15 protein-coding genes are annotated in these 16,269 nt (G+C 66.7%); 2 read left to right on the forward strand and 13 right to left on the reverse strand.

The window, feature by feature from the left end; genetic code table 11:
• Positions 1-19 precede the first annotated feature (19 nt).
• Both IG122_RS09645 and fabF read left to right on the forward strand, forming a co-directional pair.
• Positions 20-454, forward strand: coding sequence for a MarR family winged helix-turn-helix transcriptional regulator (locus IG122_RS09645; RefSeq protein WP_193182929.1), 435 nt, complete (start codon positions 20-22; stop codon positions 452-454).
• Between the two features lie 44 nt (positions 455-498).
• Positions 499-1,773: a beta-ketoacyl-ACP synthase II gene (gene fabF, locus IG122_RS09650; protein ID WP_193182931.1), complete on the forward strand. Its 1,275-nt coding sequence runs from the start codon at positions 499-501 to the stop codon at positions 1,771-1,773.
• Positions 1,774-1,791: 18 nt separating this feature from the next.
• Here fabF and IG122_RS09655 read toward each other — a convergent pair whose 3' ends face one another.
• The 13 genes from IG122_RS09655 to IG122_RS09715 form a co-directional block, all read right to left on the reverse strand.
• Entirely contained in the window at positions 1,792-2,973 is a 1,182-nt protein-coding gene (locus IG122_RS09655; RefSeq protein WP_193182933.1) for an MFS transporter, read from the reverse strand.
• 163 nt (positions 2,974-3,136) lie between these two features.
• A complete protein-coding gene (locus IG122_RS09660; protein WP_193182935.1) occupies positions 3,137-4,519 on the reverse strand; it encodes an FAD-dependent oxidoreductase in 1,383 nt (460 codons plus the stop codon).
• Complete coding sequence (locus IG122_RS09665; protein ID WP_193182937.1) at positions 4,516-5,124, reverse strand: cysteine hydrolase family protein; 609 nt, start codon at positions 5,122-5,124, stop codon at positions 4,516-4,518. The genes IG122_RS09660 and IG122_RS09665 overlap by 4 nt, the downstream gene beginning before the upstream one ends.
• Entirely contained in the window at positions 5,124-7,193 is a 2,070-nt protein-coding gene (locus tag IG122_RS09670) for a hydantoinase/oxoprolinase family protein (RefSeq protein ID WP_193182939.1), read from the reverse strand. Before IG122_RS09670 ends, IG122_RS09665 begins: the two co-directional genes overlap by 1 nt.
• Positions 7,190-8,923, reverse strand: coding sequence for a hydantoinase B/oxoprolinase family protein (locus tag IG122_RS09675; RefSeq protein ID WP_193182941.1), 1,734 nt, complete (start codon positions 8,921-8,923; stop codon positions 7,190-7,192). The genes IG122_RS09670 and IG122_RS09675 overlap by 4 nt, the downstream gene beginning before the upstream one ends.
• Positions 8,923-9,801 (reverse strand): isocitrate lyase/PEP mutase family protein, encoded by an 879-nt coding sequence (locus tag IG122_RS09680; RefSeq protein ID WP_193182943.1) that lies wholly within the window; start codon positions 9,799-9,801, stop codon positions 8,923-8,925. The genes IG122_RS09675 and IG122_RS09680 overlap by 1 nt, the downstream gene beginning before the upstream one ends.
• A complete protein-coding gene (locus IG122_RS09685; RefSeq protein WP_193182945.1) occupies positions 9,798-10,283 on the reverse strand; it encodes a LeuD/DmdB family oxidoreductase small subunit in 486 nt (161 codons plus the stop codon). Before IG122_RS09685 ends, IG122_RS09680 begins: the two co-directional genes overlap by 4 nt.
• Positions 10,280-11,569, reverse strand: coding sequence for a 3-isopropylmalate dehydratase large subunit (locus IG122_RS09690; protein ID WP_193182947.1), 1,290 nt, complete (start codon positions 11,567-11,569; stop codon positions 10,280-10,282). Before IG122_RS09690 ends, IG122_RS09685 begins: the two co-directional genes overlap by 4 nt.
• Before the next feature lie 3 nt (positions 11,570-11,572).
• The gene (locus IG122_RS09695) at positions 11,573-12,274 is read right to left on the reverse strand and encodes an ABC transporter ATP-binding protein (protein WP_193182949.1); all 702 of its coding nucleotides are present in this window, start codon (positions 12,272-12,274) and stop codon (positions 11,573-11,575) included.
• Entirely contained in the window at positions 12,267-13,013 is a 747-nt protein-coding gene (locus tag IG122_RS09700; protein WP_193182950.1) for an ABC transporter ATP-binding protein, read from the reverse strand. Before IG122_RS09700 ends, IG122_RS09695 begins: the two co-directional genes overlap by 8 nt.
• Positions 13,006-14,034: a branched-chain amino acid ABC transporter permease gene (locus IG122_RS09705; RefSeq protein ID WP_193182951.1), complete on the reverse strand. Its 1,029-nt coding sequence runs from the start codon at positions 14,032-14,034 to the stop codon at positions 13,006-13,008. The genes IG122_RS09700 and IG122_RS09705 overlap by 8 nt, the downstream gene beginning before the upstream one ends.
• Positions 14,031-14,930, reverse strand: a complete 900-nt coding sequence (locus tag IG122_RS09710) for a branched-chain amino acid ABC transporter permease (RefSeq protein WP_193182952.1) — start codon at positions 14,928-14,930, stop codon at positions 14,031-14,033. Before IG122_RS09710 ends, IG122_RS09705 begins: the two co-directional genes overlap by 4 nt.
• Before the next feature lie 77 nt (positions 14,931-15,007).
• On the reverse strand, positions 15,008-16,249 hold the full coding sequence (locus tag IG122_RS09715) for an ABC transporter substrate-binding protein (protein ID WP_193182953.1): 1,242 nt from the start codon (positions 16,247-16,249) through the stop codon (positions 15,008-15,010).
• Between the last annotated feature and the right edge of the window lie 20 nt (positions 16,250-16,269).

The following is a 16,269-nucleotide window of genomic DNA, read 5'->3' on the forward strand; positions in this document are numbered from 1 at the left end:
TGCACATTAAGTGACAGACATGGACGCAAAGCTCGCTGGATATATGGCCGCCAATTGTCTCGTGGTGAAGACGCGCCGGGCGGCCCGCGCGATTACCCGGCGCTACAACCGGCTCGACCTGCCGCTCGATCTGAGCGCGCCGCAGATCACCCTGCTCTTCTCGATTTCCCGTGGCGGTTTCTCTTCCGTCAGCGAACTGTCGGAGCGCACCGCTATCGAGCGGAGTGCACTGACCCGGAACCTGAAGATATTGCGCAAGAGAGGCCTGATCTCGTCGGAGGTTGAGGGCCGCGGCCGCGCGCAGCGCGTCGAACTGACCCAGGCCGGCGAACAATGTGTCGCCGACTTCATCCCGGTCTGGTTCGAGGCGCATGACCGGATCAAGGCGGAACTCGGCGAGGAGAAATGGAACATGGTCCAGGACGCGCTGCAGATCCTGAGCGATCTCGAGTGATCATTTTTAACTGAAGTTGTGCATATACATAACTGGAGAAAGACATGTCTGACGATCCGATCGTGATTACCGGAATGGGCCTCGTCACGCCGCTCGGCGCAGGGGTCGAGACCGTGTGGAAAAGGCTCCTCGAGGGCCGGTCCGGCATCCGCGGCATCGACCGCGTCGACGTCTCGGACCTGCCGACCCGCTTCGCCGGACTGGTGCCGTCGAAGGAGGAGGATGCGGAAGCCGGACTCGATATCGACGCCGTGGTCTCTACGAAGGAGCGGAAGAAGGTCGATCTCTTCACCATCTACGCTCTCGCCGCGGCCGAGGAAGCGCTGACCCAGGCGAACTGGAAACCGGAAGACCAGGAGAGCCGCGACCGCACCGCGACGGCGGTCGCCACCGGCATCGGCGGCTTTCCGACCATCACCGAGGCCAAGGCCACGCTCGACCAGCGCGGCTACCGGCGCCTCTCCCCCTTCGTCATCCCGGCCTTCCTCGGCAATCTCGCGGCCGGGAACATCTCGATCCGCTACGGCTTCCGGGGGCCGATCGATACGCCGGTGACGGCCTGCGCCGCCGGGCTGCAGGCGATCGGCGACGGCGTCCGGCTGATCCGCGCGGGAGAGGCGGATGTGGTGCTGGCGGGCGGCACCGAAGCCTGCATCGACCGGCTGACCATCGGCGGCTTCGCCGCGGCCCGCGCGCTCTCGACCCGGAACGAGGATCCCGCCGCCGCCTCCCGCCCCTATGACCGGGACCGGGACGGGTTCGTGCTCGGCGAGGGCGCCGGGCTGGTCGTGTTGGAGCGGCGGAGCCATGCCGAAGCGCGCGGCGCCACTCCCCTGCTGGAGGTTGCCGGATACGGCACCAGTGCCGACGCCTGGCACATCACCGCCGGACCGGAAGACGGCGGCGGTGCCGCGCTTGCCATTTCGGCCGCGCTGAACCGGGCCGGCCTCGCGCCGGAGGAGATTGGCTACGTGAACGGGCACGCCACCTCGACCCCTGTTGGCGACCGGGCGGAACTTGCCGCGCTGCGCCGGGTGTTCGGCAAGGCGCTCACGGCGACGCCGATCTCCTCGACTAAATCCGCGATCGGCCACCTCCTCGGCGCCGCGGGCGGCGTCGAGGCCGTCTTCACCGCGCTTGCCGTGCTGCGCGGAACGTTGCCGCCGACGCTGAACTTCACCGCCCCGGACGAGGGCTCCGAGGATCTCGATTTCGTGCCGCTGACGGCGCGGGCGAGCAATATCGGCGCGGCACTCTGCAACAGCTTCGGCTTCGGCGGGGTAAATGCCGCGCTCTGCCTCCGGGCGCTGAGGGGCTGACCGCCGGGACCGGCCGCCTCAGCGCTTCGGCAGCGAGGCGGCCGCGACCAGCAGCGCGGTGGCGAACATCGACGCCGCAACGGCGCCGAGCGCCGCCGTGATGGAGAATGCGGTCAGCACCGAGCTCGCGAAGATGACGCCGACCGCGTTGCCGGTCCGGAGCAGCGCGAAGACTTCCGCACGCTTTTCCGGGAGGACCAGGGTGTCGAGGGTCAGGGAATAATAGGTTCCGAGCGGCGCTATCACGGATCCGATCACGACCGCGCCCACAATGGTCGTCGCGAGCGACAGGCCGGATGCGGCCAGCGTGGCGCCAACGGCCATGAGCAGCAACAGGAGGACCACCACCGGGCGCGAGAGACGGCGGTTGAAGACGCTGACCCAGATCCCGCCCGAAATGGAGGCGATGCAGAGCGGCACCGTGAACATGATGGCAAGCGCCGGCTCGTAGCCGAACTTGAGCGCGAGGGCGACGGCGCCGATCTCGATCGAGGCGACGACCGCACCGCCGACCGTCGCACAGAGCAGCCAGAGGCCAACCGCGGGCGTCAGCACCGAGGTCCTTGCCGGCTGCACCTTCTCGCCATGCACCGAGGCGACGTGCGGGACGATCAGGCACGGCACGAACCCGAGCGCCGCCAGCGCCAGGATACCGAAGGTCGGCGAGATGCTGCCGAGGCCGGACGCGATCACCGGCGACAGGACGAAGGTCACCTCTCCGAGCGTTGCAGCAATCCCCAATGCCCTCGGGAGCCCCGCCGTCGAAGTCAGACTGTTCAGGATGGAGCGCAGGTAACCGAACGCCGCGCCGTTCACCGAGCCCGCAATCGCCGCGCAAACGAACAGCCAGACGAAGGGAATGCCGAAGAAGGCCAGAGCAGCCATCAGCACCAGTGCAATCGTCCGGATCGAAACCAGAAGCTGCAGGTAGCGCGCCGCTGCGACGTTCCGGCCGAGACGCGTGATCGGAACCGCTCCGAGCACCTGGGCGAGGGTCATGACGAGGATAAGCGCCGCCCCCTGGCTGGCATCGCCGGTGAGGCCGAGCGTGAGCAGCGCGAAGGCGACCGGACTTGCCGCCTGCGGCACGTTCAGGGTTGCGGAGGAGGCGAACCAGCGCAGCAGAGACCAGCGACCGGTCGGCGATCCCTCGGGCGGTGGGCCGGAATCGTCGGCCTGAACATCGGGACGGTCAGTCATGGCGAGCGCTGTGCTTTGGAAAGGCCCGGCAAACGGCGGCGTTTCCGGCCCGGATGGACCGGGACGCTCCCGGACGTTCATACCCTTGACGGAGTGAGGACGTTACCCCACGAGGACGGACCTTACCGCCGGGCACCCCGGTGTCAATGCCAGGGCAGCGACGTTACCAGACGGAAGCGGCCGACTCGCCCGCTATCCGGCCAAGCGCCACCGCCGTGAGCAGGCCGTTGCCGGACAGATAACCCGAGATATCCGGCCCGGAGACGCCGACGGCGGCGCCGCCCGCGGCGAAAAGGTTGGGAAAGCAGGAACCGTCCTCGCGCAGCACCCGCGCATCGCCATCGACGGCGAGCCCGCCCTGGGTGTGGAACAGGGCCCCGGTGACGCGGACGGCAAAGAAGGGCGCCTGCAGCCCCGGCGTCTTGCCGAGATCGCGGCCGAACCGGTCGACCTCCTGCTCGTATGTTTCCAGAATCGCGGCCTCCAGCTTCTGCTGCGGCGCGCCGGTAAATTCAGCCAGGGTGTCCAGGCTGTTGCATTGACGGACAGCGCCGGCATGGACCGCGTCCCGGTAGTCCGGAAACTCCAGCCCGAGCGTGTGCAGACGCGCGTCATAGATATCGAACGCGATGCCGCCCGGCTGCTTCAGGACGTCGACCGCCTGTTCGCTGTAGCCCTGATGCTCGTTAGCGAAACGATCGCCGTTGCGGTTCACCTGGATCCCGCCTTCCATCATCAGGGCCCAGGTGATCAGGATCCGGTGCGGCACGGCGAGCGAGCCGTGTCCCTGGCACGCCGTCAGATCGCGGATCTCGGCGCCGAGCGCCTCGCCCCAGATCACCGCATCGCCGGTATTGCCCGCATGTCCGTGATATTCGGCCCCGGCCATCGCGGGAATATGCTCCGCCACCATGTCCGGATTGCCGCCATATCCGTTGCAGGCGAGAACCAGGCTGCCGCAGCCGATGAGCTCGCCGCTGCCGTCCGGCCGGGTAATCTCGACCCCGGCGATCATGCCGTCGTCGTCAACGAAAAGCGTCGTCACGCGGGCATCGGTCATGACCGGAACGCCCGCCTCCATCACCGCCTGAAGCAAGCGGGTCAACAGCGCCTCGCCCGTGCGCTCCGGTACCGCATGCATCCGGTGCCGGCTGTGTCCCGGATAGAGAAAGCCGTCCAGCAGCTCGAAGGGAATACCGTGCTCGTCTTCGAGCCATTCCAATGCGGAGCCGATGGCCTCGACCACCTCCGCCGCGACCGTCGGATCGGAGCGATCGTGGGATTTGCGCTGGATATCCTCCAGGAACAGCCCGGGATCGTCGTCGATCCCCTGTGCCTGCTGCCAGCGCGTCGCCGCTGCAGGAATGAAACCCGAGGACATGGAGGTGGAGCCGAACGGGCTCTCGTCCCGTTCCAGAACCAGCACTTCGCCCCCCGCGTCGGCCGCCGCCAGAGCTGCGGTCAGCCCGCAGGCCCCGGCTCCGACGACGACGATCTGGACCCGGGTCTCGAATTCGACCTCTTCGGCGGACGCGATGCCGATCATACAGACAGCCTTCCGATCACATCCGCGCAGCTCTCGATCCCGGCGACGCTCTTCAACGCCGCAATGTTGGTCTCGTGCACTTCCGGCGAGAAAGCGGCGCAGCCGTCCGAGAGCACAGTGACGTGGAAATCGCGGACGTGGGCGTCGCGCACCGTCGAGGCGACGCCGCCGTTGGTGACGATGCCGCCAACGACGAGATGCTCGATCCCGGCGCGGTTCAGCACCCATTCGAGGCGGCTCATGTAGAAGGCGGAGAAGGCCACCTTCTCGACCTTGATGTCGGCTGGCGCGAGGTCCTCGATCAGGTCCTGCCCGAAGCTGCCGGGGGCGAAATCGCCTTTCCGGAGGAACGGCCGGAGCTGTTTCAGGTGCGGCGAGACGAAGGGCTCGCCGCCCTTGCCCGGTACGAGCGTAAAATGGGTCGAGACGATCCAGCCGCCCACCGACCGCATGGCGTCCGCCACCGGCTTCAGCTTCGCCGGCAGAGCCGCGATCTCGGCCGCCTTGGCGCCGCCCCGGGCATAGGCGCCTTCGGGGTGGAGGAAGTCGTTCTGCATGTCGACCAGCAGCAGCGCCGTGGTCGCAGGATCGAAACTGCCCGCCATCAGCCTTTCCTCGCGATCGTGAAGTTGCCGTAGCTGTCGACCGTGCCCGTGAGGTCCGGATCGACGAGGATCGTCGTGTCCGCCTGCTCCAGCACCGCCGGCCCCGGCACCTCGGCCCCGACCGGAAGCGAGAGCCGGTCATAGACCGGGCTGTCCCACCAGGCGCCGTCGAACCAGATCTTCCGCGCGCCGGTGCGCGAGGCCTCAACCGAACCGCCGGCCGCCGGCGCCAGCAGGGCGAGATCGAATTTCGGCCGCTTGCCCATGACGGCGACGCGAAGATTCATCACCCGGATGCCTATACCTTCCAGCAGGCTGCCGAAGGCGGACCGGTAGGCCGCTTCGAAGGCCGAGCGGATCTTCGCCACATCGAGCGCCGCGGATCCACCGTTCATGGCGTCCGGCACCGGCACGGATACGGTGTGGGTCTGGCCGAGATAGAGCATGTCGAACTCGACCATGCGCTCGACACCCTCGAAGACCACGTTGGCGCCAGAGAGCAGCCCTTCGGCCTCTGCGACGATCTCGTCGACCGCCGTGTTGAGCACAGCCACGTCGAGCGCGTCCAGAAGGGTGTTCAGGGTCTGCACCCGGTCGTGCCGCATGTCGGCGATGACGCAGCCGAGCGCGCTGGTGACACCCGGATAGCGCGGGACCAGCGCCCTCGCGAGGCCGACCTCCTTGATCAGCGCGCCGGTATGCAGCGCGCCGCCGCCGCCGAACGGCATGGCGGTGAAGCTCTTCGGATCGTGCCCGCGCTCGATGGAGACAAGACGGATCGCGCCCGCCATCTTGGCGTTGGCGACGCGCACGATGGCTTCCGCCGCTTCCATGACCTCGATGCCGAGCGGCTCGGCGACATGGATGCGGATCGCCTCCTTCGCCGCTTCCACGTCGAGGCGGGCGAGCTTGCCGCCAATCGGGCGCTCAGCGTTGATCCGCCCCATGACGACATTCGCGTCGGTCACGGTGGGGCGTTTGTTGCCGAGGCCGTAGCAGACCGGACCCGGATCGGAGCCCGCGCTTTCCGGGCCGACCTGCAGCAGGCCGCCGCGGTCGACCGAGGCGATGGAGCCGCCGCCGGCGCCGATGGTGGTGATCTCGATCATCGGGGTGCGGACCACCATGCCGAAATCGATCGAGGTCTGGGCGCTGAGCGCACTCTCTCCGTCCGCGACGAGCGAGACGTCGAAGCTGGTGCCGCCCATATCGCAGGTGATGATGTTCGGCTCGCCCGCCGCCGCCGCGATATAGGCACCGGCAATCACGCCCGCCGCCGGGCCGGAGAGCGCGGTGCGCACCGGCAGGGCGCGCGCGACCTCGGCCGACATGACGCCGCCGTTCGACTGCACGATAAGCACCTGGCCGCCGAAACCGCCTTCCCGGAGACCGTTTTCTAAGCGTTCGAGATAGTTCCCGACCGGCGGCTGCAGATAGGCGTTGAGAGACGCGGTCGAGCCGCGCTCGAACTCGCGGATTTCCGGCAGGATGACGCTGGACGCCGTCACATGCGGGTTCGGCCAGACCTGCTTCACCGCGTCCAGCGCGACCTTCTCGTTGGCATCGTTGGCATAGGCGTTGACGAAGAAGACGCAGACAGACTCGGCACCGCGCTCCAGCAAAATTTTTGCCGCCGCTTTGACCGCCTCCGGATCGACTGGCGTATGGACGGAGCCGTCCGCCAGCACCCGTTCGTCAACCTCCAGGCGGAGGTCGCGCGGGACGACGGGATCGAAACTGCCCCAGAGGCCCCAGGTCTGCGGCCGGTCGCGCCGGCGCATCTCCAGCACGTCGCGGAAACCGGTGGTGGTGATCACCCCTGTGCGGGCGCCGTTGCGCTCCAGCAGCGCGTTGGTGCCGACCGTCGTGCCGTGCACGATGGTGCCGATGGCGCCGAGCTCGACACCGCCCTCGGCGATCCCGCCGCGGATGCCCTCAGACTGGTCCGGCTTGGTCGAGGGGACCTTGGCAACGCCGCAGGTGCCCGCCGCCTCGTCGAGGAAGAAGAGATCGGTGAAAGTCCCGCCGACATCGACTCCGACGACGGTCTTCCGGCTCATGTCATTCATTGCGCAGACTCCGCGCGCAGGTGTTCGGTAGCCGCGGCATCGACGGAACCGTCGGCCGCGATGACGGTGCGGTAGGTTTCCTTTGCGGCCCCGGCGCTGACATAGCCGAGGCGCACGTCTTCGGCGACCGCCGCCGGATCGCGCTCCAGCACGTCGCCGTAGCCGCCGCCGCCCGGCGTCTCCAGCCGCACCTTCTGGCCTTTCGCCAGCTTGATGCCGACCATCTTGGAGGCCATCGGCGGGACGTGATCCCCGTCCGCCTGCTCGTAGGTGAATTTGTTCAGCGCTGCGGAACCGCCGCCGACCACGCCCTTCGGCGCGAAACGGCCACGCTCTCCGAAGAGGAAGACATCCGCCTTCTCCTCCAGCAGCTCGATCTCGTAGATCGCGCCTAGCCCGCCGCGATGCCGCCCGGCGCCGCCGCTGTCGGGGCGGAGTGCCCACTGGGTGAAGCGCACCGGATAGGCGGCCTCGAGGATCTCCATCGCCGGGATCGTCGCGGTCGAGATCGGCGCGTTGCCATGGTTCAGACCGTCGCCCTTCGGATTGCCGCCATGGCCGCCGCCGAAGAAGGAGAACATCACCCAGCGCCGCCCGTCCTTGCGGTGCCCGGCGAGCGAGAGCGCGTTGATCGTGCCGTAGGCGCAGCCGTTCACCCGCTCCGGCGCCGCCGTGCTGAGCGCGACGAAGACCGTGTCGATGATGCGCAGGATGGTTTCCGTGTACCCCCCGACCGGCTTCGGCGCGGAGACGCTGAGCAGGCTGCCCTCGGGAATAACGAACTCGATCGGCGCGAGCACGCCCGCATTGGCCGGGACGTCCTTGAAGACATGCTTCAGTGCCACGTAGCAGGAGGCGATGGCGGTCGAGCGGGAGATGTTCACCGGCCCGTCGCAGGCGGGCGAGGTGCGCGAGAAGTCGAGCACCATCTTCTCGCCCTCGATGACGATGTCGAGCGCGATGCGGAGCGGCTCGTCCACGATGCCGTCATTGTCGAGGAAATCGTCGGCGGAATAGCGTCCGTCCGGCATGTCGCCGATCAGGCTGCGCATGAGCTGGCCCGCGCGGTCCCGCAGCTCGGTCATGGCGCCCGCGACGGTGCCGGCTCCGTACTCGTCGAGCAGCGCTCCCAACCGCTCGTTGCCGAGCCGCAGCGCGTTGATCTGGCCGTTGAGGTCGCCGTAGAGACTTCCCGGCAGGCGAGAATTGGCCTTCAGGATATCGACCACGTCGGTGCGCATCTCGCCCCTGGCGAAGAGTTTCACCGGCGGGATCATCATCCCTTCCTGGAAACTCTCGGTCGCGACAGGGTTGTAGTTGCCCGGCACGTTGCCTCCGACATCGTGCCAGTGGCCGACCGAGGCGAGGAAACAGAAGAGCTCGCCGTCCCGGTAGAAGGGCTGCACCAGCTTGAAGTCGGAAAGGTGGGTGCCGCCCTCGTAGGGATCGTTGAAGATGAAGACGTCGCCCTCGGAAATCCCCCCGGCGCCGAACTTGTCGATCACCGCCTTCACCGCGAAGGACATGGCGCCGACGAAGATCGGCAGGCCGGACTTGCCCTGCACCAGCGTCTCGCCGGTGGTCGCGTGGTAGAGGCCGTGCGAGGCGTCATGTGCCTCGGCGATGATCGGGTTGAAGGCGCTGCGGAAAAGCGTCGCGTCCATCTCGTCGGCGATCTGCTCCAGCCGGCCCTTCAGAACCGCGAGCGTGACCGGATCGAGGTCGGCCATCACGTGCTCTCCCCGTCGTATTTCCGGCCCGCCTCGAGAATCCCCGGCGTCCCGAGCAGCTCGTTCAGCTCGCGGAAATCGAGCATCCGCGCCTGGAAGGGCTTGGTGGAACCATGGGCGTGCAGGCTCGTGAAATATTCGGTGATGGTGACCGCGAGCGCGCGCATCAGGCCGCCCGGGAAGATCACGATGTCGAAACCGGCCGCCTGAAGTTCCTCCGCCGTCATCGCCGGGGTCTTGCCGCCCTCGACCATGTTGGCCAGCAGCGGAATGTCCGAGCCGAAACGTTTCACGACCTCGGCGATCTCGGCTTCGTCCCGAGGCGCCTCGACGAAGAGAACGTCGGCACCCGCCTGCTTGTAGGCCTCAGCCCGTTCCAGCGCCGCCTCGAAGCCCTCGACGCCGATCGCATCGGTGCGGGCGACGATCTGCGTCGCCTCGTCGCGCCGCGCATCCACGGCAGCCCGGATCTTGCCGGCCATTTCCGATACGGACACCAGCGCCTTGCCGTCGAGATGACCGCAGCGTTTCGGCATTGCCTGATCCTCGATCTGGATTCCGGCGGCGCCGGAACGCTCCAGCAGGCGCACGGTACGCTGTACGTTCAGCGCGTTGCCGAAGCCGGTATCGGCATCGACGATCAGCGGCAGGTCGACGCGTTCGGAGATGTGCGACACGACGTCGGCGACTTCCTCGAGCCCGAAGAGCCCGATATCGGGACGGCCGAGCCGGGTATAGGCGATCGATGCGCCGGAGACGTAGAGCGCCTCAAAGCCGGCTTTCGCGGCCGCCATGGCGCTGAAGGCGTCGAACACACCGGGCGCCACAAGGATATCGGGCTGCTTCAGTCGTTGTTTCAGGACGCTTGACGGCGTCATGAGCGCTTCTCCAGTCGTTGCTCGAGATAGGGAACGAGCCCGCCCGCCGCGACGATGCGGCGGAGATGCTCGGGAACGGGTTCGGCGGCGATCTGCGCGCCGGTGGTCTTGTTGGTAATGGTGCCGGAGGCCGGGTCGAGTTCCAGTTCGTGGCCGGCTTCGACGTCGGATTCGGCGTCGGCGACGAGCGCCAGAAGGCCGAGATTGAAGGCGTTGCGGTAGAAGATCCCGCCGAAGCTTTTCGCGATGACCGCCGTCACGCCGAGCAGGACCAGCACCTCTGCCGCCTGCTCACGGCTTGAACCGATCCCGAAATTGCGCCCGGCGACGATAACGTCGCCCGGTTCGACCTCTTTCGCGAAATCGAGATCGATGGCCTCGAGGCAATGGGCCGCCAGATCCTCGATCGGGCCCTTCATGTACGCTCCAGGGGCGAGCAGGTCGGTGTCGACATTGTCGCCGTATTTCCAGACCCGGCTCATCGGCCGTTCTCCGCGAGGAAAAGCCGCGGATCGGCGACACGTCCGGCAACGGCGGTCGCCGCCACCGTATAGGGCGAGCCCAGCCAGACCTTGGAGGAACGCGCACCCATGCGGCCCTTGAAGTTGCGCGCGGTGGAGGCCATGCAGGTCTCGCCCTCGGCCAGCACGCCCGCGCCGTAGCCCGCGCAGGCGCCGCAGCCGGACGGCATCAAGATCGCGCCAGCCTCGGTCAGCTTGGCGAGGGTTCCGTCGGCGGCAGCGGCAGCGGTCACACGAGTCGAGGCCGGGGCAATCAGCAGGCGCGTCGAGCTCGCGACCTTGCGGCCGCAGAGCACTTCGGCGGCCATGCGGAGATCCTCCAGCTTCGCGCCGGTGCAGGCGCCGATATAGCACTGGTCGATCGCGGTATCGTCCGCCTCCTCGACAGGCCCCGAATTGGCCGGGCTGTCCGGGGCCGCGACCTGAGGACCAAGCGCCGAGGCGTCAAACTCGTGAACCACCCGGTAGGTTGCATCCTTGTCCCCGACGAACGGGACGCCTTCGGAGGGATTGGCTCCGGCGGCACGAATATACTCCGACGTCGTTCCGTCAGCGGCGATCAGCCCCGCCTGCGCGCCGAGTTCGGCAGCCATGTTGGACATGGTCATGCGCTCGGTCATGGAGAGGCCGGCGATGGTGCTGCCGGTGTATTCGACCGCCTGGTAGTCGCCGCCGTCCATGCCGAGTGTGGCGCAGAGCTTCAGCATCATGTCCTTGGCCGAGGAACCGTGCGGCAGCGTCCCCTGCCAGTCGATGCGGATCGTCTCCGGCACCCGGATCCAGGTTTCCCCTGTTACCAGCACGCCCGCCATGTCCGTCGCGCCGACACCGAACATGTAGCAGCCGAAGGCGCCGCCGGTCGGCGAGTGGCTGTCGCCGCCGACCACGAACATGCCGGGCTTGAGGTGTCCGCGCTCCGGCAGCACTACATGGCAGATACCCTGCTGGTCGTAGAAGCTCTCGATCTCCTGGTCCTTCACCCAGTCGCGGGTGAGCTTCAGGATCGCCGCGCTCTGCTGGTCGACCGCCGGAACGTAATGATCGGAAATGACCACGACCTTGCGGTTGTCCCAGACCTTGACCCCGAGCCGTTCCAGCACCGGCTTCACTCGGCGCGGCCCGCCGCTGTCATGGATCATGGCGAGATCGACCCGGCAGGTGACGATCTCCCCTGCCTGGACGCTATCCTGCCCGGCGGCGCGTGCGATGATCTTTTCCGCGAGCGTCATGCCCGTTGTCTGGCCCATGGGCTACATCCCCAGATAGGAGCGGCGCAGCTCCTCATCGTTCATCAGATCCCGCGCCGCGCCCTCGACGGTGATCAGGCCGTTCTCCATCACATAGGCACGGTCGGCGATCTCCAGCGACTGCACGACATTCTGCTCGACCAAAAAGACGGCAAGCCCTTGTGAGCGCAGCTTCTGGATCAGCGTGAACATCTCCTCCACCAGCAGCGGCGAGAGACCGAGCGAGGGCTCGTCGAGGATCAGCAGGCGCGGTTCCGCCATCAGGCCGCGGCCGATCGCCAGCATCTGCTGCTCGCCGCCGGAGAGCGTTCCGGCATATTGCCCGAAGCGTTCCTTCAGGCGCGGGAAGGTCTCGACTACATGTTCGATATTGCGCACCCGGTTCGGCTTGGCGCGGCGGTAGGAGCCGAGTTCGAGATTCTCCCGCACGGTCATGTTCGGGAACACCCGGCGGCCTTCCGGCACCTGGATCAGCCCCCGGTCGACGATCTCTTCCGTCGAGGCGCCGGCGATCTCGATCCCGTCGAAGCGGATGCTTCCGCCGAACGGTTTGAAGATCCCGGAGACATTGTTGTTCAGCGTCGACTTGCCCGCGCCGTTGCTGCCGAGCAGGGCGACGAGTTCGCCCTCGCCGACCTTGAGCGAGACGCCGTGCAGCACCTTGGCGTGGCCGTAGCCGGCGCGGAGATCCTTGACCTCAAGCATCGGCGCCTCCCGCGGTCTTCATCCGTTCCGCCGCACCATGCCCGAGATAGGCCTCGATCACCTGCGGATCGTGCGCGATCTCGGCCGGGCTGCCCTCGGCGATGATCTCACCGTAATTCAGCACATAGGCCCGGTCGGAGAGTTTCATCACGGCCTGCATGACATGCTCGATCAGCAGAATGGTGACGCCACTCTTGCGGATACCCTGGATGATCTCGACGATTTCGTGGATCTCGGTCGCGTTGAGCCCCGCCATGACCTCGTCGAGCAGCAGCAGTTTCGGCTGGGTTGCGAGGGCCCGCGCCAGTTCGAGACGCTTACGCCCGGCAACGGTCAGATCGCCCGCGGACTGGTCGAGCCGACCGCCCATGCCGACCCGCTCGGCGACTTCTGTTGCCAGCTCCAGCGCCTCGCCCCGGTTCGCGATCCTTGTATGGGCGCCGACAGCGATGTTCTCGCGCACGGTCAGTCCGGCGAAGGGCTTCACGACCTGGAAGGTGCGGACCATGCCGCGCAGGCAGATCTCGTGCGGCTTTCGCCCGGTAATGTCCCGGCCGTCGAGCATGACGGTCCCGCCGTTGGGCTTCAGGAAACCCGCGATGGAAGCGAAGAGCGTGGTCTTTCCGGCGCCGTTCGGGCCGATCAGCGAGACGATCTCGCCCTTGTCGACGTGCAGGCTCGCGCCATTGACCGCGACGAGGCCGCCGAACCGCTTGGTGAGGGAGGAGACCTCAAGCATCGCCGGCCTCCTTCCTCGCAGAAAAGCGTTTCCAGATCACCTCGGCGAGGCCCACGAGGCCGCGCGGCATGTAGGCGAGGATCAGCACCAGGATGATGCCGAAGAGAATGAGGTCGACACCCGGCCGGTCACCGAGCATGGCGCCGATAGTCTCTTTCGCGAACTCGCCGACCAGATGAATGAAGGCGGAGCCGAGCAGCGGGCCTATCACCGTACCGAGGCCGCCGATGATCGCGGCGAACAGCGCCTCCACCGACTTGCCCGGCCCGTAGGCGATGCCGGGATCGACGAAGAGGAACTTCTGCACGTAGTAGATCCCGGCAAGCGAGGTCACGGCGGCGGACAGGCAGATCGCCCGCATCTTCACCCGGAAGGCGTCGATACCGAGCGCCTCGGCCGCATCCTCGTCCTCTCGCACCGCCTGCAGTTGGGCGCCGAAGCGGGAATGGTTCAGCCAGCCGGTCACGGCGAATCCGATCAGCAGGCAGAACAGGATCACGTAATAGAACCCCGCCTCCGCCAGGAAAGGCCCTGCAAAGGTGAACTGGAAGCTCTCGATCGCCTTCTCAGGATCCTGGTTCAGCGCGAGCTGGATGCCGCTCCCGCCCTCGGTCACCGAGACGAGCGAGCGGGCGAGCACGTGGAACGCCTCGGCGAAAGCGAGCGTGACCAGTGCGAAGTAGGAACCGCGCAAACCGTAGCGGAAGCTGAGGAAACCGACGAAGGCGCCGACCGCGACGGCGCCCGCGATCGCGAACCAGAGCGTGACCCACGGGCTCCAGCCGAGCTTGAACTGCAGCAGCGCCTGCAGGTAGGCCGCGGTCCCGAAGAACAGCGCGTGGCCGAAGGAATACTGCCCGCCATAGCCGCCGAGGATGTTCCAGCCCTGGCCGAGCAGGGCGGCGAAGAGTGTGAGCTCGATGAACTCCATCCAGCGCCCGGAGCTGATGGCAAAGGGGGCCGCGAGCAGGGCCGCGATCAGGATCGCCCAGCCGATCCGCTGTGTCCTGGCGTCGATCATAGCCGTTGTCCGAAGAGGCCGGTCGGCCGGAAGAGAAGAATCAGGATGAAGATCGCCGAGATCGTGATCAGGCCGAGGCTTTCGCCGAGATAGAGCCGGCCGATCTGCTCCGTCACGCCGATGATCAGGCCACCGACCAGCGCGCCGACGAAACTACCCATGCCGCCGAGCACGACGACGGTGAAGGCGATCAGCACGAAGAGATAGCCGACCTGCGGGAAGACGGCATAGGTCGGAGCCAGAAGGCTCGCCGCCGCGGCGACGCAGGCGGTGCCGATGCCGAAGCTGACGGCGAAGATATGCTCGACATTGATGCCCATCAGGCGCGCGCCCTGCCGCTCCTTCGCGACGGCGCGGATCGCCTTGCCGGTATCGGTGAATTTCATGAAGGCCCAGAGTGCGCCGGTGATCAGCAGGGAACCCGCCAGCGCCGCGAGCTGCGGCCAGACGACATAGACCACGCCGAGGTCGATCCCGTCGAAATCATACGGCACCTGGACGTTGCGCTCGTTTGCCGAGAAGGCGAAGAGCGCGAAATTCTCGAGCACAATGGAAACCCCGAGGGTCGCGAGGAGAATGATCTCGTCCCGCCCGTGGCTCGCCCGCCCGATGACGCTTCGCTGCAGGAGGTAGCCGAAGCAGAACCCGCCCGGCACGACGATCAGCATTGCAACATAGGGGTCGACCCCGAACGCGCTCCAGAGAAAGAAGACCGCGTACATGGCCAGCATCAGAAGGCTGCCATGGGCGAAATTGATGATGTGGAGCACGCCGTAGATCAGCGTGAGCCCGAGCGCGACAAGAGCGTAGATCGCACCGAGGAAGACGCCGCTGATGGCGGAGCCGAAGACCGTCTCAAAAGAATAGGACGGCAGGCTGATACCGAGAAAATCCATTGATGTCAGTCGCGTTCAGGCCGCAATGAGCGGCGGAGACGGCCCCAACCGTCCCCGCCGCGGCTCAAAGCCGGTCGTCAGGCCGGGCGCGGGAACACCGGAGCCTTGGTCGCGAACTCTTTCGGAGCGACGACTTCGATCTCCTTGTCGAGAACCTGCATGACCATCGCCTGCGCGCCCTCGTTCTGGCCGTTGACCATCTTGGTCGGACCATAGGGCATGAAGTGCCCGTCCCAGGTGCTGGAGGCCATCGCCTCGATGATCTTGGCGCGGTCGGCCGAACCGGCGCGCTCGATCGCGTCGACGGCGAACATCACCGCCTCATAGGCAAGGAACACTTCGTAGGAGTAGGACAGGCCCGCCGCCTCGGTCTTCTTGCGCAGGGCGAGCGCGGCGTCCTTGCGCGGATCGAACCAGTGATTGCAGTCCATCACATATTCGGCCGCATCCGGGAACTCGTTCACGAGCCGGTACTGCGAGGAGGCACCGCCGAGCACCGAATAGATCGCCTTCGGCTGGACCCGCTGACGCTGCAGGGTGCGCAGGAACAGCACGCCGTCGCCGTAATAGTGGGACGGGATCACCAGATCCGGGTTCAGTTCCTTGATCTTCAGCGCGATGTTGTTGAAGTCCTTATTGCCGGTCGGGTGCGGCAGGATTTCCTTCACCTCGAAACCGGCCGGGGTCAGGTTCTTCTCCAGAAGCCCCGCCATGCCGCTGCCGAAGGGCGTCGTGTTCTCATGCACGATGACCACCGACTTCACCGGGCTGCCGGCTTCCTTGTTGATGGCGATCAGGTGATCGACGCCTTCCTTGGTGATGGTGCCGAAGCCCGGACCGAAGCGGAAGGTGTTCTCGAGGCCACGGGAAACGATCTGATCGCTCACCCCGACATCGACGACATGCGGAATGCCGTATTTCGCGGCGGTCTGCGTGGTGGCGAGGCAGATACCGGAGGCATAGGCGCCGACCACGGCGGAGACGCCCGCCTCGTTGAATTTCTCGACCTCGGCCGCACCGATCTCGGCCTTGGACTGGGCATCGCCGAGCACGGCTTCAAGCGGGGCGCCACCGAGCGCCTTCAGACCGCCGGCCGCATTGACCTCGTCGATCGCAGTGACCGCGCCGAAGCGGCACTGGGTGCCGGAGAACTGCAGGAAGCCGGTCACCGGATGGACGACGCCGATCTTCACCGGATCGGCCGCGCGGGCGATGTGCGGCATGCCGAGTGTGCCGGCCGCCGCAACAGCGCCGCCGGCGGCCACGCCGGCCAGAACCTGGCGGCGGGAGAATTCATTGAAAGTCTTTGTCTTTGTCATTGCCTTATCCCCTGTTCGGT

The sequence above is a fragment of the Nisaea sediminum genome, from assembly GCF_014904705.1.
Classification (GTDB): domain Bacteria; phylum Pseudomonadota; class Alphaproteobacteria; order Thalassobaculales; family Thalassobaculaceae; genus Nisaea; species Nisaea sediminum.